This is a genomic window from Falsiroseomonas sp. HW251 (genome assembly GCF_050563545.1).
In the GTDB taxonomy this organism is placed as follows: Bacteria; Pseudomonadota; Alphaproteobacteria; order Acetobacterales; family Acetobacteraceae; genus Falsiroseomonas.
This window is the reverse complement of the sequence record NZ_JBNXUM010000043.1, coordinates 22764-47723: the sequence shown is the minus strand read 5'-3', so window position 1 is coordinate 47723 and position 24960 is coordinate 22764. Positions and strand designations below refer to the sequence as shown.

Genomic DNA, 24960 nt, shown 5'->3' with positions numbered 1-24960 from the left:
CGCTGTTCAACGCCTTCCGGCAGGGCACGGCGATGTCGCTGATGGCGATCCTCGGCGCAATCGCCGGCAACCGCTTCTGCGTGATCGCACCCGCGGCCAAGGCCACCGGAATGCGGCCCGGCGAGCGCGACGGCCTCGGTCAGCTCGATATCGCCTTCCAGCTTGATGGCGCCGATAGTCCGCTCTTCCTGGCGCAGTTCTGACGCTTGGGCGGATGGGTGGCGCGCGCGAACGTCAACGCAAGCTGCGCTGCTTAGCCCGCGCGCGACTTGGAGGGGGCATCCTCCATTGGTTCGGAACGACGTGCTACGCTGTCCTGCGCGGCCTGGGTCATAAGGCGGCCAACATCGCGCAAGAAGGCCGAGCCCGCCCTGGTCTGCTGCACTTGCACACTGCGGCGGTCCGTTGGGTCCGGCTTGCGACGGGCAAAGTCGAGATCGCCAAGCCGATCCAGCGCCCGCGTAATCGCCGGCTTGGATACCCTGAGCTTTGCGGCCAAGCCGCGGACCGTGTGTGGGCCGTCAGTGAGGTACACGGTTAGGAAGACCGCCATCTGGCGAGCGGTCAGGTCTGGCCCGTCTCGCCGCACCAGCTCCACCACCGTTTCGCGCAGCAGCAGGAGCATGTCGCCCTGCTCGGTGTCCGGCGTCATCGTCCGTATTCCTTTGTGGGCAAGGTTGTCGCAAGCGTCGCCGATACATCGAAAGCTGCGCAATCACGGTGACGAAACAACACGACATTTGTCGGTGATGGCGGGCCGTGGCCCGACCGTAGGCGCGCGTGCGATCGCTCCCGCGGCCAAGGCCACCGGCATGCGACCTGGCGAGCGCGATGGCCTCGGCCAGCTCGACATCGCCTTTCAGCTCGACGGCGCCGACAGCGCGCTCTTTCTGGCGCAGTTCTGAGGGGCCGGTTGAGCGACATTGCAGGACGAGTTCAAGCGATGCGATCGGAGTGCGCGAGCAATCTGTGGCGTGTCGAACAGCTCGTTCAGGCAGTTAGGATCGATCGCGCGGCCAACGGAAGGTTGAGGTGCTGATCTCAGAGTCTCGTTGAATTACGCTGCCGCGGTGATTGGCCTGGGTCGTCCGCGCACTGCGACGAAGCAGAGCGCTGCCACGAAGCAAAGTAGGCCGGCCGTGAAGAAGGCTGGCAAATAGGTGCCGAGCACATCGCGCGACTCCCCGGCCACATAGGCCATCGCCCCGGCGCCGAGCTGATGCGCGGCGAAGATCCAGCCAAAGGCGATCGGCGCCTTTTCCCGCCCCAAGGCCTGGACGGCGAGCTTCACCGTAGGCGGCACAGTCGCGATGAAGTCGAGGCCGAACAGGACGGAGAACAGCGACAGCTCCATGATCGAGAAGTCGCTAAAGGGCAGCCAGACCAGCGACACGCCACGGAAACCGTAGTAGCCCATTAGGAGCCAGCGCGGATCGTAGCGGTCCGACAGCCAGCCCGACGCAATCGTGCCCGCCATGTTGAAAGCGCCGATCACCCCAAGCAACCCGGCCGCGGTCAGCGTCGCGATCCCGTAGTCGCCGCAAAGCGGCACGAAATGTGCCTGCATCAGGCCCGTGCTCGAGAGCCCGCACACGGCAAAGGTAAAGGCCAGAAGCCAGAACAGCGGCGTGCGCACGCCTTCGGCAAGGGCGCTAAGGCTAAGCGCGAAGGGATTGCCCGAGGAGAGCGCAGCCGGATGTGCCGGTGGACCGGTTTCGCCATAGGGAGCGAGGCCAATCTCCTGCGGGCGGTCACGTGCTAGCAGCCAGAACAGCGCCGCCAGGATGCCGACGCTGATGGCGGAAGGCAGAAGCGCGTAGCGCCAACCCCAGGCCTCAGCGATCCAGGCGACGGGCGGTAGGAATACCAGCTGCCCTGCCGCGCCTCCGCCACCAAGTAACCCGAGGACCAAGCCGCGCCGCGCGGTGAACCAGCGGGTGGCCACCGTTGCGGGCAGCACTACCGCGGTCATGCCAGGCGCGATGCCGCAGAGCACGCCGAGGCTGAGCCAGAGCTGCCAGCGCGTCGTGATGGTCATGGCCATCAACAGCCCGACGAGCAGCAGCGCGGCGGAGGCTGCGACGACGGCGCGCGGTCCATAGCGCACCAGTAGGGCGCCGGCGAAGGGCGCGATTAGGCCGAACAGTGCGAAGCGAACGCCGATGGGAGCGGAGATATCACCCACAGACCAGCCCAAATCCTCCGCCATGGGCACCAGCAGCACGCCCGGGATGCCGAGTGTCGCGGACGAGCAGAGGACGTAGAGGAAGGTCAGTGAGACCAGCACCCAACCGTAGTGGATGCCGCGCCGCCTCAGCGCTTCAGCGAGCCGATCTCCAAGCATCAGATGCTCCGTTGCCTCGCACCGGGGACGGCCGGCTGCTCTCCTTCGGCCGAACCGAGTTGAGAATGATCCTGCCGCTTTAGCCATGGCAAGGGCGGCGACGGGAACAGGGGCGGAGCACGACGGCGCCGACAGCCGGCTTTTCCTGGGCAGTTCATAAAGGAGACCCTATGACCGTCGTCTTCTCGCGGCGTGATGCTGAGTGGTTCGCGCCACCTGGCGCTGCCGACCGCCGTTACCTCGTCGCGCCGCTGACCTATCGCGAGCGCCAAGCCTTTCGGGCCGACCTGGCGCGGGAGGGTGGGATCTACCCCTCGCAGGCGCAGATGCTCGACGCACTGCGGGCCGCGGTCCGAGAGGCCTCGCCCGGAAACGCGGACGAGCTGCTCGCGGTGATCGACGGGTCCGAGGCAACGCCGGACGATGCGGCAGTGCAGGTGCAGCTCGGGACCATCGAGGCGGCCTGCGCCACCGTGCCGATCTATGCGGGGCTGCTCGCCGCGCGTCAGCGCTACCTCGGCACGTTGCCCTGGGTCGCGGCTCGGCACGCACTGCGCGGCTGGGAGGGCACTGGCTTGCCACCCTTCCGCCGAGCACGGGGCCTGGTGCCCGACGACCTTCTCGAGGTGCTCCCGCAGGACGAGGTTGAGGCGGTGGGCTGGCGGGCCAGCACCCTCATGCAGCCCGGGCGGGATGCGGCGGGAAACTCCGGGGCGCCCTCGCCGTCGCCCGAGACCCCGGCGCCTTTGACGGCGGCCTGAAGCCCGACGACGGCGGCGACTGGTTAGTGGGTGGCGAGCCGTGGGCGGAGAACCCGAGGCTTGTCGTCCCCGAGGCCTGGCACGCCTTCGTGCGGCTCTGGGCGGCGTGCCGCGGCGGCCTGGGCGGCATCGCCCACTGGCCCGATCCCGGCGGTGTCAGCGACCAGGCAGCGTGGGTCGTGGACGCATTCGCGGTGCTTGGTGGCATCGATGCCCTTCTCGACGCAGAGCGGCGGCGATCGGGGGAGCGGTCAGGCGGGTAGACTACTGGCGTGAGGAGTCTTGCCGCGGTCCCTCCATCCCCGATGTGGCGCTGATCAGCACGGCCGCCCGCTCCGCCAGGACGTTCGGCTCAATCGGCTTGCGCAGCAGCGAGAAGGTGCCGTGGATGGCGCCGCCAATCGCGAGTTCGGCGGCATCGGTCGCGAAGCCCGTGAGCAGGATCGCACGCAGGCCGGGCCTCCGCCTCTGCGCCTCTCGGATTAGGGCTATCCCGTCCATTCCAGGCATCGAGAGGTCCGTGATGAGCAGGTCTACTGGCTCGCCGGAGTCCAGAAGCTCAATTGCTTCCGCGCCAGTTCCCACCGAATCAACGACGCAGCCCGCGGCCTCCAGCCCCTCGGTCGTGATCGCCCGGACCAGGGCTTCGTCGTCCACGAGCAGCACGCGGACGCGCCCACCGCCCTGTCGCGGCATTTGCATGGGGACCGGGCCGGGTCGGGAGAGGGCGTCGGCTGCGGCAGCCGGCAGCCAGAGACGGATGGTCGTACCCCGGCCAGGGGAACTTTCGATGGTGAGCGCGCCGCCGCTCTGCTCGGCAAAGCCGCGAGCCATCGCCAAGCCCAGCCCCGTTCCCTTTCCAGGCGGCTTCGTCGTGAAGAACGGCTCTGCCGCCCGGGCCAGCGTGGCCGCGTCCATGCCGGCCCCGGTGTCCGATACCGACAACCGCAAATAGCTGCCGGGTTTCAGCGCGGCCGGGTGACCCGGCCTTCGCATGCCACGCGGCACGTCCTCGACGATCCCGGCAAGAGTGATCACACCGGCGCCGCGCATCGCGTCGCGGGCATTGGCGGCGAGGTTCACGATGACGGTTTCGAGTTGCCCCTTGTCGGCCAGCAGCGGAAGCAAAGATGCCGGCGCCTGGACGCGCACCTCAATCCCGGTGCCGAGCGTGTGCGAGAGGATCTCGCGCATGTCCTCGAACAGCACGGCGACGTCCACGGCCTCAGCGCGCAGGTCGGCCCGCCGCGAGAAGGCCAGCAGGCGTCGCGTGACGGACGCGCCGCGCCGTGCCGCCTCGGCGATCATGCGGGCAAGGCGGCTGACCCGTTCAGGGTCGCTGTTCCGTGCCTCCATCAGCCGGGCCCCGCCTGCCACGGCATGGAGAACATTGTTGAAGTCGTGCGCCACCCCGCCGGCGAGCTGTCCCAATGCCTCCATACGTTGGGCCTGCGCCGCGCGAGCCTGAGCCTCCTCACGCGCGGCCACCTCCTCGCGTACCCGGGCCTCCAGCGCTTCGTTCAGACTCCTGAGCTCGGCCTCGCTCCTCGCCAGCTCCGCCTCGGCCCTCTTGCGCGGTGTAATGTCAATGGCGGTCCCGATCACCCGGATCGGACGATCCGAAGGGTCGAAGGCGGCGCGGCCCTTGGCCGCCACCCATCGTACGACGCCGTCCTCCTTGCCGACGGTGCGGTACTCGACATCGTAGACAGCCCGCTGTTGGGGATCGCAGGCTGCCGCGAATGCACTCGCCGTAGCCTCGCGGTCATCGGGATGCAGGCCCGCATAGAAGTCCTTCATCGAGACCGGGACGTCGGCCGAGATCCCGAACATCTCCTTCACGCGGGGCGGCCAGATCATCGTTTCGTTCAGCAGGTCGACGTCCCAAAAGCCCACCTCGGCCGCCTCGGTCGCCAGCCTCAGCCTCGCCTCGCTCTCGCGCAGGGCGCTCTCAGCCTCCAGGGCCCGGTTCGCCGCCTCAAGCTCCCGCGTGCGAGAGGCGACGAGATCCTGCAGCTCGATGGCCGTCCGCTCCCGCTCTTGGAGGTGGGCGCGTACCTCGTACTGGCGCCGGCGTGCCCGCACCGCTGCCAGGACGGCGCTCCTTAGGGTGAGGGCCTGAACGGGGCGCTCGAGGAGCGAGACGTTGCCCAGAGCCCCCAGCAGCAGCTCCCGTGCCGGCGCAGGGCGGTGATCGTGGTTCGTCAGCAGCACGAAGGGCATGTCCGACCAGGGCGGCTGGCGCGAGACCCAGGTCCCAAGCGCCTGCGCCGGCGCGCCGGCGAGCGCCTCCTCCGCCATGACGACGACATCGGCCCCTTGCTCGAGTGCATCCAGGAGGTCGCCGGTGTCGCGGCAGACCAGCGTATCGAGCCCGGCGCGGCCAAGCTGCTCGGCGATGGCCGGACCGTCACGTCCACGCGGAGCAACGACGAGGATCCGTGGCTTGGCGGGATTGGACGCTCTTGGCATGGCGCTACTCCGAGCCGTCGCCGTCCAGGCCCGGCAGGGCCGGTCCCGTGTAGCTTGGAGTGCCGGAAAAGACGCCTCGGAAGTCCCGAAGCGGCGGGCCGACTGCGATGCCCCCCTCGCTGAGGCGGAACTCGCGGATTGAGTGCTCGTGGTGGCCGCTGCGCTTCTTCACGATCGACAGCGCGCGTCGGACCTCGCCCTCGAACTCGAAGTAGCGCAGCAGCAGGACGGCGTCGCTGAGGTAGCTGAGGTCGATCGGGCTCTGGAGGGGTCCGACCATGCCATGCTGCGCGAGCACGAGGATGGTGAGCGCGCCCATCTGCCCGAGATAGGTCAGCAGCTCGTGCATCTGCAGGAGGAGGAAGCGCTCGTCCGGCATGGCGCTGAGGTAGCCGTTGAGGCTGTCGATCACCACGACCCGCGCCCGGTCCACTTCCACCGCGCGGCGAACGATGCTCGCGAACTCGCCTGGCGAGAGCTCGGCAGGATCGATCTGCTGAATGCGGAGAAGACCGGCCTCGACCGCGCCGTCCAGGGCCAGGCCCAGGGTCCTGGCCCTGGCCTCGATCGTTCCCCGCCCCTCGTCGAAGGCGAAGATCACGGCCCGCTCGCCCCGGTCCGCTGCGGCAATCGCGTAGGTCAGCGCCAGAGAGGACTTGCCCGCGCCCGCAGCGCCGAGGAGCAGGGCGTTGGTGCCGCGCTCCAGGCCGCCCCCGAGCATATCGTCCAATGCGGGATTGCCACTGCCGGCGAAGATGCTGCCCTCGGCCGCGCGATGGTGCTCCGCCGCCACAAGACGCGGGTAGATCTCGAGGCCGCCGGTCCGGATGGAGAAGTCGTGGAAGCCGCCGCGGAAGTCGATGCCGCGCATCTTGACCACCCGCAGGCGCCGGCGTTCGGCGCCGTAGTCGATCGCCGTCTGCTCCAGCCGGATCACGCCGTGGACGATGGAGTGGAGCTGCACGTCGTCAGCTTCCGAGCTGAGGTCGTCCAGCACCAGGACGGTGCAGTGGCGGTCGGCGAAGAAATGCTTGAGGGCGAGGATTTGCCGCCGGTAGCGGAGCGGGCTCTGCGCAAGGAGCCGCAGCTCCGACAGACTGTCGAACGCGATCCGGGTCGGGTTCAGCGCCGCGACCCGCTCGAAGATCATCCGGGTGGTTTCGCCGAGTTCCATCTCCGAGGGTGGGAAGACGCTCTGCTCGCGCTCCGGATCGAGGGCGGCTTCGGCAGGCACCAGCTCGAATAGGGAAACCCCGTCGAGTGACCAGCCGTGCCGGCGGGCCACGAGGCGGAGTTCGCGCTCGGTTTCCGACAGTGAGACGTAGAGGGTGGTTTCGCCCCCGCGCGCGCCCTCTAGGAGGAACTGCAGCGCGAGGGTCGTTTTGCCGGTGCCGGGCGTGCCCTCAAGGAGGTAGAGGCGGTTCGCGTCCAGCCCGCCACCGAGGATGTGGTCGAGGCCCGCGTTGCCCGTGGAGAGACGAGGTGGGTCGTCCAAGGCGGCTGCTCCGTCGATGGCCGAGCCAGCCGCGGACTGCTCATCGCTCGGCTGATTGATCATCCAGCTTTCTCCGACACTCTAGGCTGACGCGCCCTGACGAACCAATGGTCAGGTTCCGGTTCGGAATGCCTGACGGCGGAATGGGTTTCTCCGTTCGGTCCCTGCACGAGGTCCAGGAGTGAGCCCGATGGCGGGCTAAAGGCCCGATCGTCCTCGTCTCTGCGGCGGAAGAAACAAGAAATTCAATGGCATGATTTGTTCGTTCCGCGGTTACAGAGCCTGACGCGGGAGCGATTAGGTCGTCTGATCGTCGAGAGGCGCCTGCGGTCGAAGGGTTCAAATGTCTGGCTAGCGTCGAGCGGTAGCCGCTTCGCCCAACGAGCTTCTGCATGAATGAAACCGGCTGAAAGACGCCCTTCGCGCCCCTCTACGGCGTATCGACAGACATGCCCCTCATCACCGCCGCTGTTCGCGGCCACTTGCGCGCTGCGATGGATGCGGAGGTCCGCGATGCCGCACGCGCCCTGCGTCGCGGTGTCGAGCGCGCCGGCCGCGAGGTCCAGGCCGAGCTCCGCACCCAAGCGCGCGCCGCCGGCTTCAGTGACCGCGGCCGCGCCGTCGCCAATGCCTGGCGCCTGAGCCTCTACCCGCCGCCCGCTGCGGCCCCGCGCACGCTCCGGCCCGCGGCGCTGGTCTGGACCAACGCCCCCAAGCTCGTCGACGCCTTCGACCGCGGTGTCCCGATCGTTGCCCGCGGCGGCCATTACCTCGCCTTCCCGACGCCCTACAACGCCGCCGGCGGCCGGCGCGGCGCTTCGGCCCGCGGCGGCCTGCGCGTCACGCCGGCGCAGATGCAGGCCGCGCGTGGTGAGGCCTTCGTCATCCGCTCCCAATCCAATACGTCGGTCCGGCTTTGGTGCCTGCGCGTCCGCGCCGCCAGCGGCATCGCCCGCCGCAGTCGGCGGCTGCGGCTCTTCGTGGGGCCGAACGCCGAAATCCTGACCGGTCGCCGCCGCGGCCAGCAGCGCCGCGCCCGCGAGATCCTCGTCCAGGGGTTCGTCCCGATGTTCTTCCTCCTGAGGCAGGTGAGCCTGCGCAAGCGGCTCGACGTTGCCGCCGTGCGTCGCCGCGCCCCGGGCATCCTGGCGCGCGCGCTCGCCGCCGAGCTGGGCCGCCGGGCATGAGCGGGGCTGCCGCCCGCACCATCGCGATCCGCCTCACCGCCGACAACGCCGAGCCGACTCGCCGTGCACTGGAGCAGGTGGGCGAGAGCGGCGAGCGCGCGCTCCGCCGCATCGATGCCGCGTCTGCCAAGGCGCATCCCGCGCTGCAGGGCCTTGCCGCCGCGTCGGACGGCGCCGTGCGCGGCTTTGCGAACCTCGGCGTGAGCCTCGGCGGCGCGGAGCGGATCTTTGCTGGCGTTGCATCGGGCGCCGGCCTTGCTGCCACGGCCATCGCGGCCCTGGCGGCTGGCACGGTCGCGGCCGGCGTCGCCGTGGCCCGCGCCGGCGACGCGGCAACCGAAACCCTCGCCCGGCTACAGGCCGCCACCGGCTCCATCGCCGCGGCTGAGGCGGCCTACGGGGGCCTCTACCGCCTCTCCCAGCAGACCGGCGTGGCGGTCAGCGAAAGCGCTGGTGCTTTCGCCCGCTTTGCGCTCGCCGCGCGCGAGGTCGGCGCGACCAACGACCAGGTGCTGGCCCTCGTCCGCACTGTGCAGCAGGCCGGCATCGTCGCCGGCGCCAGCACCGCCGAGACCAGCTCGACCGTCATGCAGCTCGGCCAGGCGCTCGCGTCCGGCAAGCTGCAGGGTGACGAGCTCCGCTCCATCCTGGAGAACATGCCCACGCTGGCCGAGGCGCTCGCGCGGCAGCTCGGCGTTGGTGTTGGCGAGCTCCGCAAGATGGGTGAGGAGGGCCGGCTCACCGCCGACGTCGTGCTGCCGGCCTTGCTGCGCGCCGGCGAGCGGATCAACGCCGAGTTCGACAAGCTGCCGCCGACCATGGGCCGGGCCTTCTCGGCGCTCGGCGAGGCGATGACGCGCTTTGCCGCTGATCTCGACCGCGCCCTCGGCCTGTCGCAGGCGATCGCCCGGGCCGCGCAGGCTGCGGCCGCCGCGGTGGACCGCACCCGCGTGTCCGTCGGCCTCGGCACCCCTGAGGAGACCGCCCGCGCCGGCCGGGCCGCGGCCGAGCAGCGCCTGGCGAATGCCGACCGGCAATCCGCCGAGATCGAGCGCAGCATTGCCGCGCTCGAAGGCCAATCCGCGCCGGACCGTTCCCGAGGACGCGATCCTGGAGACGCTGCGTCGCCAGGCCGCGCCGCTCCGCGCCGACCGCGAGCGGGCCATCGCCGAGCTCGAACGCTTCAACCGCGAGGTCGAGGAGATCGAGCGCGAGGCGACCGTCCGTCGGCTTGGCGAGCAGGAGTCAGCTGAGCGCCAGCGCGCGGAGGGCCAGCGGCGGCGGGATAGCGCAAGTCTGGCTGACCTTCGCAAGGCGCTAGACCGCGAGCGCGGCATCCGCGACGAGCATGCTACGCGGGTGCGCGAGATCGACGCCTTGCTCAGCCGCGGCGCGGTCGAGGCCGCGGAGGCGCAGCGGCTGCGCGCGGCCGCCGATCGCGAGCGTGACGAGGCGCTCCAGCGCCTCGGCCACACCGCGCGCGAGACCGGCCGTCGGGTGCGCGAGATCGAGTATGAGAACGCCCCGGCCGGCCAGACGGTCTTTCCCGCCGTTGCCGTGCAGTCGGCGCTGGCCCGTGCCGCCGAGCAGCAGGAGCGGCGCGAGGCGGAGGCGCGCCGGACGCGCGAGCGGGCCATGGAGGAGGCGCGGCGGGAGGTCGAGAGCTTCGAGCAGACCTCACGCGATGCCTTTGCCCGCATCGGCGAGAACGCCTTCGATCGGATCGGCCAGGGGCTGGTCAGCGCCTTCACCTCGGGCGGGCAGGCCGCGCTCGACTTCGGGAGCCTCGCCAAATCGGTGCTGGCCAGCGCGGCCGCGGATTTTGCCAAGCTCGCGCTGGTCAACCCGCTGGCCAATGCCCTGCTCGGCACCAGCCGACCGACGCTGGCCGGCGCGTTCGGTGGCGGCGGTGACCTCGGCGGCTCGACGATCTTCTCGGGGCTGGGCGAGAGCATTGGCCTGACCGGCGAGGGCGGCTTGCTCTCCGGCCTCGGCGCGTCGCTGGGCCTGACGGGCTCCGGCGGCCTGCTTGGTAGTGCGCTCTGGACCACCTCGGCTGGTGCGGCCGCGACGGCAGCGCTACCGGCGGGGATGGCCGGGCCCGTACTGCCGGCCTTCGCCCTGGGCTCGATGGGCCTCGGCACCACGCTGGGCAGCCTGGCTGGTGGCGCCGCGCTTGGATTTGGCGCCGGCTCGCTGCTCGGCCGCTTCGTCGCGGGCAGCAGCCCCGTCCGCCAGCAGAACAGCACTCTTGGCGCCGGCGCGGGCGCGCTCGCTGGTGCGGCGATCGGCTCCATCATCCCGGGTGTAGGCACCGTGCTCGGCGGCCTGATCGGCGGTGCCGCGGGCGGCGGCCTCGGCGCCCTGCTCGGCTCCAAGGGCGGTGGCTCCTCCGCCGGCGAGGCCTGGATCACCGTCGGCGACGACGGGATGCTGCGGGTATCGCGGACCTCCAGCGACCGCTTCGACACCACGCAACTCGTCGCCAGCGCCCAGCAGCAGGTCGAGGCCATCAACGCGCAGCTCCGTGCCGGCGGCCTCTCCTTCGCGACCGGGGGCTCCGGCGTCGCCTTCCTCGGCGGCGGGCAGTCCCGCTACTCCAGCGACATCAACACCGCGCTGGCGAGCTCAGGCATCCTTGGCACCTTCCGCGCCAACACCGCCGACGCGCAGCGCACGCTCGATCGCGTCGGCCAGGGCGATCTCAACGCCCTGCTGCAGGCCCTCGCCCAGGACCGCCAGCAGCGCGCGTTTGAGGAGGCGCAGAGGGCCGCAGATCGCGCGCGCGATGAGGCGCAGAGAGCCGCCCAGACCGACGCTGCCCGCCTTGGCGCGGCGGGCGTGCTGGGGGGCTTGGCCGACTACGCCCGCGGGCTGCGGACCGTCGCCGACAACGCCGGCACGGTCGAATCCCGCTACGCCAGCGCCGAAAGCCAGTTCAGCCAGGACGCCGCTGCCGCCACGGCCGGCGATGCACAGGCGCTGGCCCGCCTGCAGGCCTCGTCCGAGACCTATCGCGGCCTCGCCCGCCAGCTCTACGGCACTGGCGGCGGCTACGCCAACGCTGAGGGGCGCATCGCCGCCGTGCTCGATCAGATCGGCAATCTCGGCGGGGACGCGCTCACGGCGTCCTTCCTGGCCGAGACCACCAAGACCCAGACCGATGCGCTGGTGGATGCGCTGCGGCGCGTGCAGGACGAGGTCGCCAAGCTGCGGGCCGAGATGCAGCAGCGCAGCGCCGGCGCGCTGCTGAGCTGAGCCATGCTGCCCGCGCTTGCTGTCCCCGCCCTGACGATCGTCGAGGCGCCGCCCGGCCTGCCGCCGGCCTACCGCCTGGCCGAGGACAGCGGGCCGGTTGTGCTGATCGCCGAACTCGACGCCTATCGCCCGGGCTCGACCGCCACGATCCTCGGCGAGGCCGCGCTGGTGCTGCCGGCCCTCGCTCTGACCACCACCCCGATCACGCTGGATGACTACGCGACGATCCGGGCCAGCGACGCCGGCTACGTCACGCGGGGCAGCGATCCCGCCGGTGTCCAGGCCTATCCGCCAATCCTCTCCTCCGGCCTCGAGATCGACCGGCAGATGGACCTCACGCCCAACGGGGCCGGCGCCGCCGCGGGCTGGGGCAGCATCCGGCTGGCCGATGACGGCAGTCTCGCGGCCCTCGTCTCGGCCCGGAACATCGACGGCCGCCCGATCCGCCTCCGGCTTGGCCGCAAGCAGCTGCTCCCGCACGGCTATTGGCGCGATCCCGCCTGGACCGAGACCGCCGAGCTGGTGGTCGGGCTCGGCGCGGCCTGGCGGCTCACCGAGCGGGAGATGACGGTCGCCTTTCGCGATCCCGGCTACTGGCTCGACGATCCCGTCGACGGCAGCGCGTATGCCGGCACCGGCGGCCTCGAAGGCAGCGCGGCGCTGGCCGGCAAGCGCAAGCCCAAGCTGCGCGGTGGGACAGCCGGCAATCCCGCGCGGGAGGTCCCGGCGGTGCTGGTGAACGAGACGGGCGGCATCTACCAGGTCAGCGACGCCACCGGCGGCATCGTCACCCTGTACGAGCGCGGGCTGTCGGGCGGCATCACCCTCAATGCCAACGTCGCCGACATCACCGCGAGCGCGCCGCCAGCCGGGACCTACAACGTGGAGAGCAGCGCGCGCGGGCTGTTCGTGCGGCTCGGCACCTTCCCGCCGGCGGGCCTCATCACCGTCGATGCCTGGGGGGCTTCCCCCGACGGGCAGGCACCCAGCACCGCCGCCTCGCTCGCACTGCAGTGGCTGCGCCAGGATCTCGGTGTACCGGAGACCCTGATCGACGCCGGCAGCTTCACCGGCATCGCCGCGGCCTGCCCCTGGGTCGCCGGCGACTGGCTGTTCGATCAGCCCGTCACGGGGCGGGAACTGGTTGGGCGGCTGCTGCGCAGTTCCGCCGCGCGGCTGGTGCCACGCCGCACCGGACGGCTTGCCGCGGTGGCCCTGACGGCGCTGCCCGCGGGCACCGTGCCCGTCGCGACCTACACCACGGCGCAGATCGTGGCCTGCGCGCCGCGCGATGCCGGACCGCCGCTGGCGCCGCCGCCCTATCGCGTGCGGGTCGGCGTGCAGCGCTATCACCAGACCCAGAGCTCGGACCTCGCGCCGACGCTCTCGGGCACCCGGCGGCAGAACCTGGCCGAGGCCTATCGCGTGCGGAGCGCCGCCGGAAGCGGGATCCTGACGGCCTGGCGCCGCCCCTCCGACCCCGCGATCGTCGAGACCAGCCTCACCAGCACGGCCGACGGCGACAGCCTCGCCGCAGCGCTGCGCGACCTCTGGTCCATCGCCGCAGGACGGCGGCTCTGGGACGTGACGCTGCCGCTGCCCTACGCGCTGCGCCACGACATCGGCGAGCCGATCGTCATCGCCTACCCAGGCCCGCTCGCCGCTGGCGCACTGGGGCGCATCGTCGGCGAGCAGATCCGGACCGCCGACGGCCTCGCCACCCTGCAGGTGCTGGTATGACGGCTTTCGGCTTTCCCACGGAGAACTGGGCCCGGCTCGGCACGGTCACCGCCTCGGCCGAGGTCGCCGGCCTCGGCGCCGGCCAGGTCCAGACCGACCAGGGCAGCAGCGCCAGTGCCTGGCAGACGCCCGCCGGCGTGACCTCGGCCGCGCTGACCATCGATGCCGGCGCGTCGCAGTCCTGGCGCGCCTTCACCCTGCACCGCACCAATCTGACCGCGGGCCGCGACGGTGCGCTGGCGCGTGTCGAACGATCCGGCCTTTGGCACCTCGGTCTACGACAGCGGCGTGATCTCGGCCGGCATCGCGGCGGGCTATGGCCAATCCATCCTGCTCCTCACCACCGCGCAGGCCGGCCGCTATGCCCGGGTGGATATCGCCGACCCCACCAACCCCGAAGCACTGCTGCGCATCCCGCTGGTCTTTGCCGGGCCGGTCCGCACGCCCACGCGGCGGTTTGGCGTAACCGGCACCGCCTTTCAGCGCCAGGCCAACGCACCGGCTGTCGTGACCCGGGGCGGGCAGGAATACCCGGACTTCCGCTACGCCCAGCGCGGCTGGACCGTGCTGCTGCCCCTGCTGACCGCGGCAGAGCAATGGACGCTCGTCCAGGAGCTGCAGCGCGTCAGCGAGGCCGGGGCGAACCTGCTGTTCCTACCCTACCTCGCCAGCACCACGGCCTCACAGGAGGCGGTCTTTGGCCGGGTGATCAACCCATCCCCCGTGACCTTCCCGAACGGCGCCCAGCGCGTCCGCAGCTGGTCCGCCACCATCACCGAGAGGCTCTGACCGATGCTCGCGAACTTCGTCCAGGAGACCGCGAACAACCCCGGCACCGCGACCACCATCAACCTCGCCGGGCCAGCGACGGGCCGCAGGGGCTTCGTGGCGGTGTTCGGCTCCGGTGCGACCGTCGACTACGTCATCGATGACGGCACCCTGTACGAGTATGGCATCGGCGTCGCCACCGCGGGCAGCCCCAACACGCTGCAGCGGACCACGGTGGTCGAGAACAGCGCCGGCACCACCGCCCGGCTGAATTTTAGCGGCGCCGTGCGGGTCTATGGCGCGCTCTCCATGACCCGCGTGGCCCACGTGATGGTCGAAGCCCCGCGCGTTGTCGCTGGCGTCGCCCAGGCCGACTTCCTGCTGCCGGGCACCTTCCGCGCCTTCAAGCTGCGGCTGATCAACGTCACGTCTGATGCGCCGCGCAACATGCACATCCGCTTTTCGACGGATGGCGGATCAAGCTTCGTGACAGGCGCGTCCTACTCCTACGCCGGCGGCATCTGGAATGCCGCCACGTCGACCTTCGGCGGCGACCCCGGCGCAAACCTCGGCCTCGGCAAGGTCAGCAACAACGTCTCCGGGGGTGGCGCGGCGGCGCTGAATGCGGAGATCGACATCGACCCCGGGACGGCGTCACGCGCCGCGAATTACCGATCGAGCTTCGTCTGCGTGGACGCGACGACGCTCTACAACGGCGGCTATGGCGGCTGGTGTACGGCGGGCGCGGCGACCAACGCGCTGCGGGTCTTCACCGGCAGCGCCGGCGCGCCGGCCGGTACCTTCACCGGCTCCCTCGAACTTATGGGCCTGCGATGAGCGACCGTCCCCTCAAGAGCACCATCACCGGCGAACTTGTCCCGCTGTCGGACGACGAGTTCGCGGCTTGGACGGCCGACCCGCCTCCGCTACCGGTGCCGGCCAGCGTCCGCCTGCTGCCCTTCCTGCGCGAGGCGGCCCAGCGAGGGCTGATCACCGCGGAGGACGCGCTGGCTGCCGCACGCACCGGCACCGTGCCGGCGGGCTTCGAGCCCTTCCTGGCCAAGCTGCCCGCCGACCAGGCCTTCGAAGCGCGCTTGGCCTGGGCCGCCATGGTGGACGTCGAGCGTGCGAACCCGCTGCTGGCCGTCGTCGCGGCGCAGAGCGGCATCGCGGACGCCACGCTCGACGAGCTGTTCCGCGCTGCGGGCGCGCCGCAGGGGGAGTAGCCCGACGATGAAACGCACGCTCGAAGCTGTCGCGGGAAGCACCGCGCTGGCCGCCCTCTCGCGCGTTGGCGTGCCGCTGCTGCTCGCCATGGTCATTTGGGCCGGCGGCGCGCTGATCGCGCTCGATCGCCGTGCCGCCGTGCTGGAGCAGGGGCGCGAGGGTGCGGCTGCAGATGTCACCCGACGGTTGAATGCGCTCGAGTCTGCCGACCAGCGCGACCGCGAGACCATGTCGCAAATGCGGGCGGACCTCGCCGCCCTGTTGGCGCAGCAGGCTGCGACGCTCCGCGCGCTCGATCGGGTGGAGCGGGCCCTGGAACGGCGCGAGCGCCTCTGAGCTTCATTGGCGCCCCTCTCTGACGACGCGTCTACACTCTCCGGCAGCTTCAGTCGAAGCGCGACGCAAACGACACGTTCATCTCGCACCGCGCCACGCTGGGGCTTAAGCTCGCCCCGATGCCCGTGCGCGTCCTCCGCCCGGGGATCAGGGGAGTTCCAGCATGGCCATGTACCACCAGGGCAGTCGGGAGCTGCAGGATGCCTTCGGAACGCGCGCGCTTGCCGACCGCATGGAACAACGGATTCGACGCGATGCCTTCACCGAGGAAGATGCGAGGTTCATTGCCTCACTTGCGTTCTTCTTCCTCGCCACGGCGGATGCTAACGGGTGGCCGGACTGCTCTTACAAGGGCGGCGATCCCGGGCTGGCGCGCGTCGTGGCACCCGACCTGCTGGTCTTCCCGGACTACGACGGCAACGGCATGTTCAAGAGCCTCGGGAACATCCGCGCCAATCCGCGTGTCGGGCTGCTCTTCATCAGCATGGACGAGAAGCCGAAGCGCCTAAGGGTGAATGGGACGGCTCAGGTCGTGCTGGACAATCCATTGCTAGCGTCATTCGAGGGTGGCCAGGCGCTAATACACGTGACGCCGGAAGACATCTTCCCTAACTGCCCGCGCAACATCCCGCGAATGCAGTTGGTGGAGCCCTCGCCCTTCGTGCCGCGCTGCAACACGGAAAGAGTGGAGCCGGCCTGGAAATCCTACGAGATGTTTGCGGACGTGGTCCCTCCGCGGAAGGCGTGAGAATTGATCGTCCCGAGTTCTACGCTCGGGCCGGCGTAGCGCACGCCTGCCGTCTTAGCTTCCTGCCGGCGGCTAGACTTTGGCGCGGGTCGCTCAATTGTCCGACCTGACCTTTTCGGCACCTTGGGGGTCGAAGTGGTCTGGCGCCGAAGAGGCATCGGACTGGCCATTTTCGGGGCCCTTTGCTGCACGCTTCTCCAGTTTTGCCGCGGCCTTGGCCTGCTTGGCGCGCTCGCGGTCCTTACGCTCCATGTTGTAGTTCGGCTTTCTCATCACTGGTCCTTGTCGACACTCCGCGCGCCCTGTCGTGAGTTACGCCGACCCGTCAAGATGCGGCACTCGCAGCGGTCCCTGCGCCACTACTCGGCGGAGATCGTCGAGACCTCCGGCCCTTTCCGCCCCTGCACAACCTGCATCCGAACACTCTGTCCGTCACTCAGTGTCCGCACGCCGCTGCGCTCGAGAGCCGTCGCGTGTACGAAGACATCCTTACCGCCGTCGGCCGGCGCCACAAAACCGAAGCCCTTTGCCGCATCATACCACTTCACGAAGCCCTGCACCTCATCGCCCTCACCGTGGGCGGGCGACGCCGGATGCGCGGGCCCTGCGGACGGGGAGCCGCCACCAGCGATTTCGAGCACCTCGGTAACTTGCAGCCCCTTCTGGCCTGGTCCCGTGCGGACCCGCAGGGTCGCACCTGGCTCAACCAGCTTGGCCCCGGCTCGCTCCAGGACGCTCGCGTGCAGGAAAGCGTCGCCACCGCCTTCTGCGACCTCGACGAAGCCAAAGCCCTTCTCGGCATTGAACCATTTGACGGTCACCTGGCTCTCCTGACCGAAGCCGGAACCGGAATACCGGGTCTCAGAGCGACCAAGGTCGGGCGGAGGCGACCACTCACTGCCGCCACCGAACGCCTCGTCCTCGGACCTGCCCCAACCTCGGGATTTGCGGACCCGTCCACCATCTCGACTCAACCAACAATTCTCCTTCCTTGCTGCACGACTGCAGGCATGAACGAAAGATAGATGCTGGGCTCGCTCCCGGGAAGATCAGGCAGGACGACAGGGGCGCGCGTTGGCCTCGGGGCAGTCTCATGCGGTTCGCAGACAGACGCGCACTCAGTGCTTGCGGGTACTGGCTGCCGCCATAAGCGGCCAAGCGGCCAGAAGCCCCCGTAAACGCCGCTATGCGCCCCGCCACGGTGACACCATTCCGGCACGTGTGATCGCTCAACGGACAAATCTGTTGACGGCAGGGGCGAAGAACCGTGCATCATATTCGCGCAAAGGGGGGCTTCTGTGCACGTGGTCCGCTGGCTTATTACGGCTGTGTCATGTGCCACCTTCACTTGGTGCTTTATCTTGATTGCGGTTACGCAGCCCGACGTGTTGCCGACGCTGATCACCCTTATGGCCGGCTGCTTCCTACTTGAATTCCTGTTGCTGCTCCGCTCCCAGCGGAAGGCCAAGGCTGCTGACCGTGATAGCGGATCGCGACCTGCCGTTCCCGCGGCCTCCCGACCTTGCGTGCAAGAGGAACGGGAAGCGAAGCGCGCGTGAAAAACTGCAAGAACGTCACGAGAACCGCGGCCGAAGTGGGCAGGGCGGATCGGTCGAGCTGACGTTGGAGCGACGAGAGCCGCCCTGACATCCGCGACGGCGGGACGACCTGCCGGCAGCTCCCGTCATCCCGGCCCAGCGCGCAAAAGCCTGCAAGGCGCAGCGGGCCTCGCGTCAGCTGTCGACAATGTCAGCCGGGAGCGCCTCGACCGCCTCAACCAGGGCGGCGAGATCGGGGCGCGGTCCTGGTGAAAGCCCCGGATCGGCAGCGGTGCGACGCAGAGTCGCCAACAGCGCTGCGCGCCCTGATGGCGAGAGCGCGCCGAGGAAGGTGTGCAGGGCTGCCCCGGCGCCGGTCTCGCGGAGGCCCGGTTCCACTTCGGTCAGCGTCGGGGCGAACGCTAGGCTATTCGCGTCCGAACGGTGCCGCCGGCACTTTGCACTGCTGGAGTGCATGGCCGTTTAGCGTAGCGGCGCCCCTGCCCTTGGTAACCGAGGCGGGTCTTCCCGGTCGCGCTGCATATCGCGCAGCCTGCGGGCGCTGTAGCGCACTGCCGACCCTACAGGCACGACGACTGCAAGCATCGCGGCGGCGATCAGCAAGGGCCGTTCGGCTGCTGTCGCGGTGAATAGGGATGCAACTGACCAACACAGGGTGGCGCTTGCCGCGAAGGCGATGATGGGTCGCAAAGGGTCCCCCTCCCGTTGCATGAACGATTGAGCATCAATCAGAAGTTGAGATTATGACGTTGTCAAGTTGTATTCATCAGCGATTATCATCTTTCTGGACGATGCTGCGAGTGACGCTCCGCCGCCGACCGTTCCGAGCTGCCGCACCGGCTGCCCCGACTGATCCCGCCCTGACGCCGGGGGAAGCTGCTACCCAACCCTGTCCAAGACAACTCGCAGTTGTCTTGCGCGGCATCACGTGCTCCATGCTTCCGTCGGCTGAACGGCAGAGACATGTACTTGAACCGGGTTCGGGAGCGGCAGCCCGGCGGGCTGCGGGCGCAGACGCTTGTGGTTCTTCTTGTGATGGCCTGCATGCTCCCTCTTCTGGCACTCACAGGCTTCTTGGCGCGCGCCTACTACGTTGCCGAAACCGAGCGCTTCGAAAGAGGCGTGCGTGACGCGGCGATCAATGCGGCGCTGGCCTTCGAACGAGAGCTAAGCGGCACAGTCGCAGCGCTTCAGGCCCTTGCTACCTCTCCTGCGCTCACGTCGGGCGATCTGGAAACCTTCTATAAGCAGGCGGTGGAAACGCGCCCATTGCTCGGCGGCAACGTCGTGCTTCGGACACCGGACGGACGCCAAGGCCACTGACCGCCCGTTCGTCACGGGGCACTACATCGGGCTCGCCGATGCCGCCCATAGCTACGCGGTGGTAGTGCCGGTGCACCGCGACGGCGTGGTTGTCTACCTTCTTCATGCCAGCCTGCCGGCGACGCGGCTGCGCGATATCCTGCGCGCGGCGAGGTTGCCCGACGTCGGGTCAATTGGTGTGATAGACCGTGACGGGATCGTGCTGGCGCGGCGCGACGGCCACGAGGAGGCGGTCAGCCGCAGGGCGAACTCCGCGGAACGGATAGCCGCGATGACGGCAGATGAGGAGACGGCGCGTCGCGTCGGGCGCGACGGATGGGAAAGCTTCACCGTGTTCCGGCGCCTGCCGACAAGCGGATGGGTGATCGGAGCGGCCGTTCCTGTCGACGTCGTGCTCGCTCCGCTTAGGGCGAACCTCTGGGCGAGTGCTCTTGTGGGCGCTCTTCTCGTCGTTCTCGCCTGTGGAAATGCGGCATTCCTGGGACGATTGGTCGCGCAGGACATCGGCGGCTTGGCGCTGCTCGGCAGGGCATTCGCTGACCGCGCGCCGCTGGCTGCGCCGCGAGGAAGCATTCGCGAGGTGAACGAGGTTGGCGCGATCCTGGCCGATGCGGCCGAGGAGCGGCGTGCATCGGATGACCGTCAGACTCTCCTCGCGCGAGAGGTCGACCATCGCGCCAAGAACGCGCTCGCTGTCGTGCAGAGCTTCACGAGCCTCACCTCGGCGGACGATCCGACAGCCTTCAAGCGCGCGGTGACGGGGCGCATCTCCGCACTCGCGCGCGTGCAGACGCTCCTGGCCGAGGACCGCTGGGCGGGTGCCGACTTTCGGAGCCTGGTGGAGGGCGAGACCAGCCCGTTCATGAGCGAGGGGCAGCGTGTGACGCTGAGCGGCCCAGACCTCAAGCTGCCGCCGAGGCTGGCTCAGCCCGTGGCCATGGTGCTTCATGAACTGGCGACGAACGCCGTCAAGCACGGTGCGCTTTCTCGCGAGACGGGGCGGCTCGCGATAAGCTGGCAGGTAGTCGGGACCGGCAATACGCTTCGGATGCGGTGGGCGGAGAGCGACGGTCCACCGGTGAGCAAGCCGCCGGCGCGGCGCGGCTTCGGCTCGCGTGTCATCGAGAGCACGATGAAGATGCAGCTGAAGGGGGCGGCACGGCTGACCTGGCTTGAGGCGGGCCTAGTGTGCGAGATGGAAATTCCTATGAGCGGTGACGGAATGCACCACGGCGGAGAGTAGCTGTCTCGTGCGTTGGCGTGCCACTGCAGTGCGCCACCGGGATCGGGGTGAGGTGCACTGATCGCTCTCAATCGGCGCTTCGGCGCAGAGCTTGCGCTTGCAGCACTCCCGCATTGAAGTACCGCGCTCAGAATCGGGGTCCAGCACGGCTGCTGCGCGCTCATAGGCAGACGCTCTTGCCAGAACCTCGGCGCGGTCGGATCGATCGCTGATTCGAGCCAAAGCGACATTCGGCCGCAAGTGCTCGCAAGCGCGTGGCTTCGATCTGGCGGAATGGCATAGCACGGTCCGAAAATCGCTTAGAACGAGCCGTCGCTGCTGCCCGCGACTACTGGCATGATTGCGACGAACCGCGTGCGCGACGACGCTTCTTTACGGTCGACCTCCAGCCCACCACCCCGCAACAGCCCGGTGAGAAGCCGCATGCCGAGCCCACGGCTCGCACGCGGATCGAAATCGGCGGATGGCCCGGCTCCCTCATCCTCCACGATGAGCTTGGTTTCGTTGTCGCTGAGAACAAGCCGTACGATCACCTCACCGGCACCATATTTCAGCGCATTGGTGACCAACTCCGTCGCGACCAGGCCGATCGTCGTGGCGCGGTCTGCGTCGCAGGTGGCGCCGTCCGCATCCGGGGCGACCTCGAGACTGATAGACCTGCCCGCTTCTGTCGCGCCTGCTGAAGCCGTTAGATCCTCGACAAGGCCACTCAGGTAAAGCCGCAAGTCGACGCGTCCCACCTCGGGGCCCGCGTACAAGCGCTCGTGGACCGCCGCGATGGAGAGAATTCGCCTCGCTGCCTCCTCGAGTGGCTCCTTAGCGGCCTCGGCACCGGCGGCCTTCGCTTGCAGCAGCAGGACTGTCTGCGCGATCTGCAGGCTGTTCTTAACGCGGTGATGGATCTCGCGCATCAGCAGGTCTCGGGCGAGCCGGTCGCGCTCGCGGTCTGCCGCGAGACCCAGGGTGTTTGCGAGAGCCTGCAGAAAGGCAATGTCATCAGGCGAGAAGGTCTCTGCCTCGTCCCGGCTGTCAGCCTCGAGCACGCCGAAGGGCGGACCATCGCTCTCGCCCTGGACGATCACGTTCACGGCCCGGCGAACCCCGTGTTCCGCTATGATCTGCGGCGTCCTAAACCGCGCCTCTCCAGCGAGGTGGTTCGAGATGACCGGCTCTCCGGTCTTGAGCGCGAACCCCGCCGGCGATGCTGTGTCGGCGCCGAGCTTTACGACGCTGACGGTGCCATCGCGCCAGCCAACTCCGGCGCGGATCAGCAGCGCGTCTTCGCGCGGAATGTACTCGAGGACTTTGGCGAGCTCGACGCCGAGCCCTTCCGAGGCTACACGCGCCGCCTCCTGGAGCAGGTCATCGAAGTCGGCATTGCGCAGCGCCTCCGCGCCAAAGGCGGCAACGAGGCGCTGCTGGCGCAGCCGAGCCCGGAGCGTCTGGGCGTCAACGAAGAGATCGGATCGCGTGTCCAAGCGAAATCAGTCCTGCTTCTTGTTTCGCGCTGGTGACAAGGCGGTGCCGTCGACGTCAGACCAAGCGACATGGTTATGACGAACTGAAAACGGTTCATCGCGAGCGCGAACAATTGAGAGCACGACGGACGGCTCTACACAAGTTAGGTCCACGCAACGCATGCACGTAATCGGGACAGCAAGATACGTCGGTGAGCCCCTAAAGCGCAGTTCGTCGCTGATAATCAGCGCCGGAGCAGAGCCCCTGCGACATGGTATCCGAGCGCATCAGGCGTCATGCGCCGGTGTCGCGGCTGCGCAAAGCGGATCACCGCGCTGTGCAGGTCGAATCCGTCCTCAATCGGGAAGGGAGATCCCGCGTCTCGGAGCCCGACAGATGCTGATGCAGCCCTAGCGACCGGCGCGTCGCAAGTCGCTATGCGCTCCCGAAACTCAGCGAAGTGGCGCGATCGAGGCGAGTGGTCGTGGTTTGTCAGCACTGACGGCGGCTCGGCGCAGCTTTTCTGCTCGCAGGTGCACACGAGCACGCGCGAGGCTCCGCCGCAGCGCGTTAACTGGCTTTCTCTTTGCCGCGGTACCCCACAGCCCGTCCCGATCGAGCGCCTCAACCAGAGCTGCCAGTCGCTCCAGATGCTTCTCCCGATGACGGATCTCGCGGTCCGCTTCGGCACGATGAACCGAGTGCACGCGGCGCCGCGGCTGAAGTTTCCACGCATCTCTTCGAATCGCCTGGTCGCGCTGATTTCCACATCAGCAGTGTCAAGAAAAGCGCTCTCGGTGGTGATCGCCGTGCCAGCCTGACGCTGGCGACAGATTGAATGCTGTCAGGCGAGAGACAGGCGGGACCGCGACTCGTGTGTGTGCAGGCTTCTCGGTTCCGTCTGCATCAACACGCTTTGACGCGCGAACAACACCGACGTGAAGGACGCGGCGATCATCTCGGCCGTGCAGGCCGTCGAGCATTACGAGCCGGCAGGACTGCGCCGCAATCCTGCAGCAGACCCTCGACGAGGAACATGCCGCTGACAGGAAGCTCACGCAGATCGCCGAAGCCCGCGTGAACCGAAAAGCAGCTTGCTTGGAAGGGACGGCACTGCGGAGCTGGAGTGCCGTCCCGAAAGAAGTTTGCGCGGTAGGCGGCGGCGCGCGGCAGGCCACCGCGCGCCGTCTATCCTCCGGTGTTACTGTTCGGCCGGAACGGCACGAGGCGACGAGCCTGCCTGCTTTCGGCCAGGCTGCTGAATATCGACCTCGTCGCGGCGCACTACGCCCCGCACCGTCTCGACGTGCTGCGTCCGCTCCGTCCGGATCACGACCTGTTCGCGCAGGCGAGCACGCTTCTCGACCACCGGAACCTCCGCAGTCTCGACGACCTCGACCGTGACCTCGGTCAGGATCTCCCCATTAGGCTTGGTACCAGTGGGCCTGCGGCGCTCCACCACGACCTGCTCACTTTGCAAAGTTACCTGACGCTCGACCGGGGTCTCGACGACATAACGGTGAATGCGAGCGGTGCCGCGGTTCTCAGTGCGCTTGCTGACTTCGAGCACCTCCTCGCCGAGCGGGATCACCTCCTGGCCGGCCGCCAAACCCCGCGGGGACGGGGCTTGGAGGCCCTGCATCATCCCCAACCAGGGGGCAAAGAAGAGGTTTGTGAGTGAAGACGCAGTGCGCAGGCCCGCCGTCTCCGAGGCACTGGCGACGAGTCGGGTGGCCTGGCGCCCCACATCAACGGCAGTCTTCATCGGCTGCATTGTTGCATCGGCAACCCGTCGAGCCGCTTCGTCGATGCGGCTCGCGGAGGCTTCAGCCTCTTGCGTGGCAGCCTCGGCCTGCCGGGCTTGCTCCTCCGCCCGCTCACGCTCTTGCCTCGCCTGGGCACGGCGTTCCTCCGCCTCCTCCTGCCTCGCCTGTTCGGCTTCGGCGCGACCGGCTTCGATCTTCTCGGTTACACCTTGCACCTGCTCTTCGCTCAGCGCCCGCTGCACGGCCGGGAGGATCTCGGTCTTTTCGTCGCGAGCATGCTGTCGGAAGAGCTTCTGCAACTCCTTCAATTGCGGCAGGAACGCCTCGTCGTTCTTCGGCACGCTGTCTAGCTCGCCGAGCTTCGCCCGTAGCTCGCGATTCTCTCGGGTAGCGTCGCCGACGAGTTCCTTCGTCTCTGCGTTGCGACGCAGGACGGGAAAGAGATGCTGCTCCTCCAGACTGGTATGAAGCTCGAGCTCTGCCTTGAGTTCAGCGAAGAGCCTCTCGCGGGTTTTCACGGCACCGTCCGAGGTTTCGGACAGCTTGGTGAATAGCTCGTTGGCCTTGGCCGGGCCTGCCTGCATCAGGGTACGTAAATTCATGGCCTGATCCTTCCTCTACCCCCGGTTGCACAACGGGTATGTCTTGCAAGTATCGCGGGCTTGCATCCCTCGTGGCGCTCGCGTCACGCGACACGGCGCACAAAGGCAGCGCACCGGGTTGCAGGGGAGTTTCGCGCCACGGTAAAACGATGCCCGGTAGATGCGGCGGAGGATCGGACCGCCGAGTCAGCGGTCACCCCCGCAGGCAGTCCGAAATTCGGACCAGCCTCGGCCAGTCGGCCTACGCCGAGTGCGAAGGTCAGGCGTTAGATTTTGCGGGGTGGGCCCGAACGTCGCGCCTGACGGAAGCGGCGCATGTCCTTTGCGTGCAAACCATGCAGATGATCCGCACCACGCGCGGCCTCTCTGGTGTGCCGGTGGACCGGGACACCGAATAGGCTGTCCGTTGAGCTTGCAAGCAGCCAAGGTGTCCGAAGAAGCCCCGCTGACCAATCGGAAGCGGGTCAGCGGGGTAGTTGATCGAATAGCCTCGTAGCACGCGAAGGCAAAACCAAAGTAGCCCTCGCTGCGCGCAGGAGATTAGCTGGCACGCTCGGACAAAACGTGTCTGCCGCGCGAGGTTTCAGCTTAATCCGCAGTCGTCAGGAGCTGGCGAATGCTCGCCCGAGTGCCCCATACCCGCAAAAAAACCCCGCTGACCGGGAGGGGCTGG

Annotated in this window: 23 protein-coding genes and 1 pseudogene; 16 read left to right on the top strand and 8 right to left on the bottom strand. The window is 68.7% G+C overall.

From position 1 onward, the window contains the following. Window positions 1–203 (top strand): hypothetical protein (locus ACLF3M_RS32280; protein ID WP_430661131.1); only part of this gene is annotated, 203 nt, incomplete at its 5' end. Window positions 204–253: 50 nt separating this feature from the next. Here ACLF3M_RS32280 and ACLF3M_RS32275 read toward each other — a convergent pair. Beyond that, window positions 254–652, bottom strand: coding sequence for a MarR family transcriptional regulator (locus ACLF3M_RS32275; RefSeq protein WP_430661130.1), 399 nt, complete (start codon window positions 650–652; stop codon window positions 254–256). Between ACLF3M_RS32275 and ACLF3M_RS32270 the strand changes: the two genes are divergently transcribed. Next, a complete protein-coding gene (locus ACLF3M_RS32270) occupies window positions 639–905 on the top strand; it encodes a hypothetical protein (RefSeq protein WP_430661129.1) in 267 nt (88 codons plus the stop codon). The genes ACLF3M_RS32275 and ACLF3M_RS32270 overlap by 14 nt on opposite strands. Before the next feature lie 152 nt (window positions 906–1057). Here ACLF3M_RS32270 and ACLF3M_RS32265 read toward each other — a convergent pair whose 3' ends face one another. Next, window positions 1058–2287 carry an MFS transporter gene (locus tag ACLF3M_RS32265; protein WP_430661128.1) on the bottom strand — a complete coding sequence of 410 codons (1230 nt, stop codon included), beginning with the start codon at window positions 2285–2287 and terminating at the stop codon, window positions 1058–1060. 227 nt (window positions 2288–2514) lie between these two features. Between ACLF3M_RS32265 and ACLF3M_RS32260 the strand changes: the two genes are divergently transcribed. Together ACLF3M_RS32260 and ACLF3M_RS32255 are read left to right on the top strand one after the other, a co-directional pair. Then, window positions 2515–3105: a hypothetical protein gene (locus ACLF3M_RS32260; RefSeq protein WP_430661127.1), complete on the top strand. Its 591-nt coding sequence runs from the start codon at window positions 2515–2517 to the stop codon at window positions 3103–3105. 26 nt (window positions 3106–3131) lie between these two features. Further along, window positions 3132–3368: a hypothetical protein gene (locus ACLF3M_RS32255; RefSeq protein WP_430661126.1), complete on the top strand. Its 237-nt coding sequence runs from the start codon at window positions 3132–3134 to the stop codon at window positions 3366–3368. A gap of 1 nt (window position 3369) precedes the next feature. Here the strand turns inward: ACLF3M_RS32255 and ACLF3M_RS32250 are convergent, their stop codons facing one another. Together ACLF3M_RS32250 and ACLF3M_RS32245 are read right to left on the bottom strand one after the other, a co-directional pair. Next, on the bottom strand, window positions 3370–5577 hold the full coding sequence (locus tag ACLF3M_RS32250) for a response regulator (protein WP_430661125.1): 2208 nt from the start codon (window positions 5575–5577) through the stop codon (window positions 3370–3372). A 4-nt stretch (window positions 5578–5581) separates the two neighbouring features. Beyond that, complete coding sequence (locus ACLF3M_RS32245; protein ID WP_430661124.1) at window positions 5582–7135, bottom strand: ATPase domain-containing protein; 1554 nt, start codon at window positions 7133–7135, stop codon at window positions 5582–5584. 386 nt (window positions 7136–7521) lie between these two features. Here ACLF3M_RS32245 and ACLF3M_RS32240 point away from each other — a divergent pair, with 386 nt between their 5' ends. From ACLF3M_RS32240 to ACLF3M_RS32205, 8 genes are all read left to right on the top strand, one after another. After that, complete coding sequence (locus ACLF3M_RS32240; protein WP_430661123.1) at window positions 7522–8259, top strand: DUF6441 family protein; 738 nt, start codon at window positions 7522–7524, stop codon at window positions 8257–8259. After that, window positions 8256–9512: a tape measure protein gene (locus ACLF3M_RS32235; protein ID WP_430661122.1), complete on the top strand. Its 1257-nt coding sequence runs from the start codon at window positions 8256–8258 to the stop codon at window positions 9510–9512. Before ACLF3M_RS32240 ends, ACLF3M_RS32235 begins: the two co-directional genes overlap by 4 nt. A 2008-nt stretch (window positions 9513–11520) precedes the next feature. Continuing rightward, window positions 11521–13257, top strand: a complete 1737-nt coding sequence (locus ACLF3M_RS32230) for a hypothetical protein (protein WP_430661121.1) — start codon at window positions 11521–11523, stop codon at window positions 13255–13257. A gap of 243 nt (window positions 13258–13500) precedes the next feature. Continuing rightward, window positions 13501–14046, top strand: a complete 546-nt coding sequence (locus ACLF3M_RS32225; protein WP_430661120.1) for a hypothetical protein — start codon at window positions 13501–13503, stop codon at window positions 14044–14046. Window positions 14047–14049: 3 nt separating this feature from the next. Then, complete coding sequence (locus tag ACLF3M_RS32220; protein WP_430661119.1) at window positions 14050–14862, top strand: hypothetical protein; 813 nt, start codon at window positions 14050–14052, stop codon at window positions 14860–14862. Further along, window positions 14859–15251, top strand: a complete 393-nt coding sequence (locus ACLF3M_RS32215; RefSeq protein ID WP_430661118.1) for a hypothetical protein — start codon at window positions 14859–14861, stop codon at window positions 15249–15251. The genes ACLF3M_RS32220 and ACLF3M_RS32215 overlap by 4 nt, the downstream gene beginning before the upstream one ends. 7 nt (window positions 15252–15258) lie before the next feature. Then, a complete protein-coding gene (locus ACLF3M_RS32210) occupies window positions 15259–15588 on the top strand; it encodes a hypothetical protein (RefSeq protein WP_430661117.1) in 330 nt (109 codons plus the stop codon). 169 nt (window positions 15589–15757) lie between these two features. After that, the gene (locus ACLF3M_RS32205) at window positions 15758–16336 is read left to right on the top strand and encodes a pyridoxamine 5'-phosphate oxidase family protein (RefSeq protein ID WP_430661116.1); all 579 of its coding nucleotides are present in this window, start codon (window positions 15758–15760) and stop codon (window positions 16334–16336) included. 93 nt (window positions 16337–16429) lie between these two features. On the opposite strand, the gene ACLF3M_RS32200 is transcribed toward ACLF3M_RS32205, so the two are convergent. Then, the gene (locus ACLF3M_RS32200) at window positions 16430–16609 is read right to left on the bottom strand and encodes a hypothetical protein (RefSeq protein WP_430661115.1); all 180 of its coding nucleotides are present in this window, start codon (window positions 16607–16609) and stop codon (window positions 16430–16432) included. A gap of 86 nt (window positions 16610–16695) precedes the next feature. Next, window positions 16696–17157: a cold-shock protein gene (locus ACLF3M_RS32195; RefSeq protein WP_430661114.1), complete on the bottom strand. Its 462-nt coding sequence runs from the start codon at window positions 17155–17157 to the stop codon at window positions 16696–16698. 1701 nt (window positions 17158–18858) lie between these two features. Here ACLF3M_RS32195 and ACLF3M_RS32190 point away from each other — a divergent pair. Both ACLF3M_RS32190 and ACLF3M_RS32185 read left to right on the top strand, forming a co-directional pair. Beyond that, window positions 18859–19218, top strand: coding sequence for a hypothetical protein (locus tag ACLF3M_RS32190; RefSeq protein WP_430661113.1), 360 nt, complete (start codon window positions 18859–18861; stop codon window positions 19216–19218). Between the two features lie 58 nt (window positions 19219–19276). Next, the gene (locus ACLF3M_RS32185) at window positions 19277–20461 is read left to right on the top strand and encodes an HWE histidine kinase domain-containing protein (protein ID WP_430661112.1); all 1185 of its coding nucleotides are present in this window, start codon (window positions 19277–19279) and stop codon (window positions 20459–20461) included. Window positions 20462–20760: 299 nt separating this feature from the next. On the opposite strand, the gene ACLF3M_RS32180 is transcribed toward ACLF3M_RS32185, so the two are convergent. Next, window positions 20761–21939: a sensor histidine kinase gene (locus tag ACLF3M_RS32180; protein WP_430661111.1), complete on the bottom strand. Its 1179-nt coding sequence runs from the start codon at window positions 21937–21939 to the stop codon at window positions 20761–20763. 642 nt (window positions 21940–22581) lie between these two features. Between ACLF3M_RS32180 and ACLF3M_RS32175 the strand changes: the two genes are divergently transcribed. Both ACLF3M_RS32175 and ACLF3M_RS32170 read left to right on the top strand, forming a co-directional pair. Continuing rightward, complete coding sequence (locus tag ACLF3M_RS32175) at window positions 22582–22740, top strand: hypothetical protein (RefSeq protein ID WP_430661110.1); 159 nt, start codon at window positions 22582–22584, stop codon at window positions 22738–22740. A gap of 160 nt (window positions 22741–22900) precedes the next feature. After that, a pseudogene (locus ACLF3M_RS32170) lies at window positions 22901–23002 on the top strand (DUF892 family protein); the annotation flags it as partial. Between the two features lie 118 nt (window positions 23003–23120). On the opposite strand, the gene ACLF3M_RS32165 reads toward ACLF3M_RS32170, so the two are convergent. After that, a complete protein-coding gene (locus ACLF3M_RS32165; RefSeq protein WP_430661109.1) occupies window positions 23121–24287 on the bottom strand; it encodes a DUF2382 domain-containing protein in 1167 nt (388 codons plus the stop codon). Window positions 24288–24960: the final 673 nt, after the last annotated feature.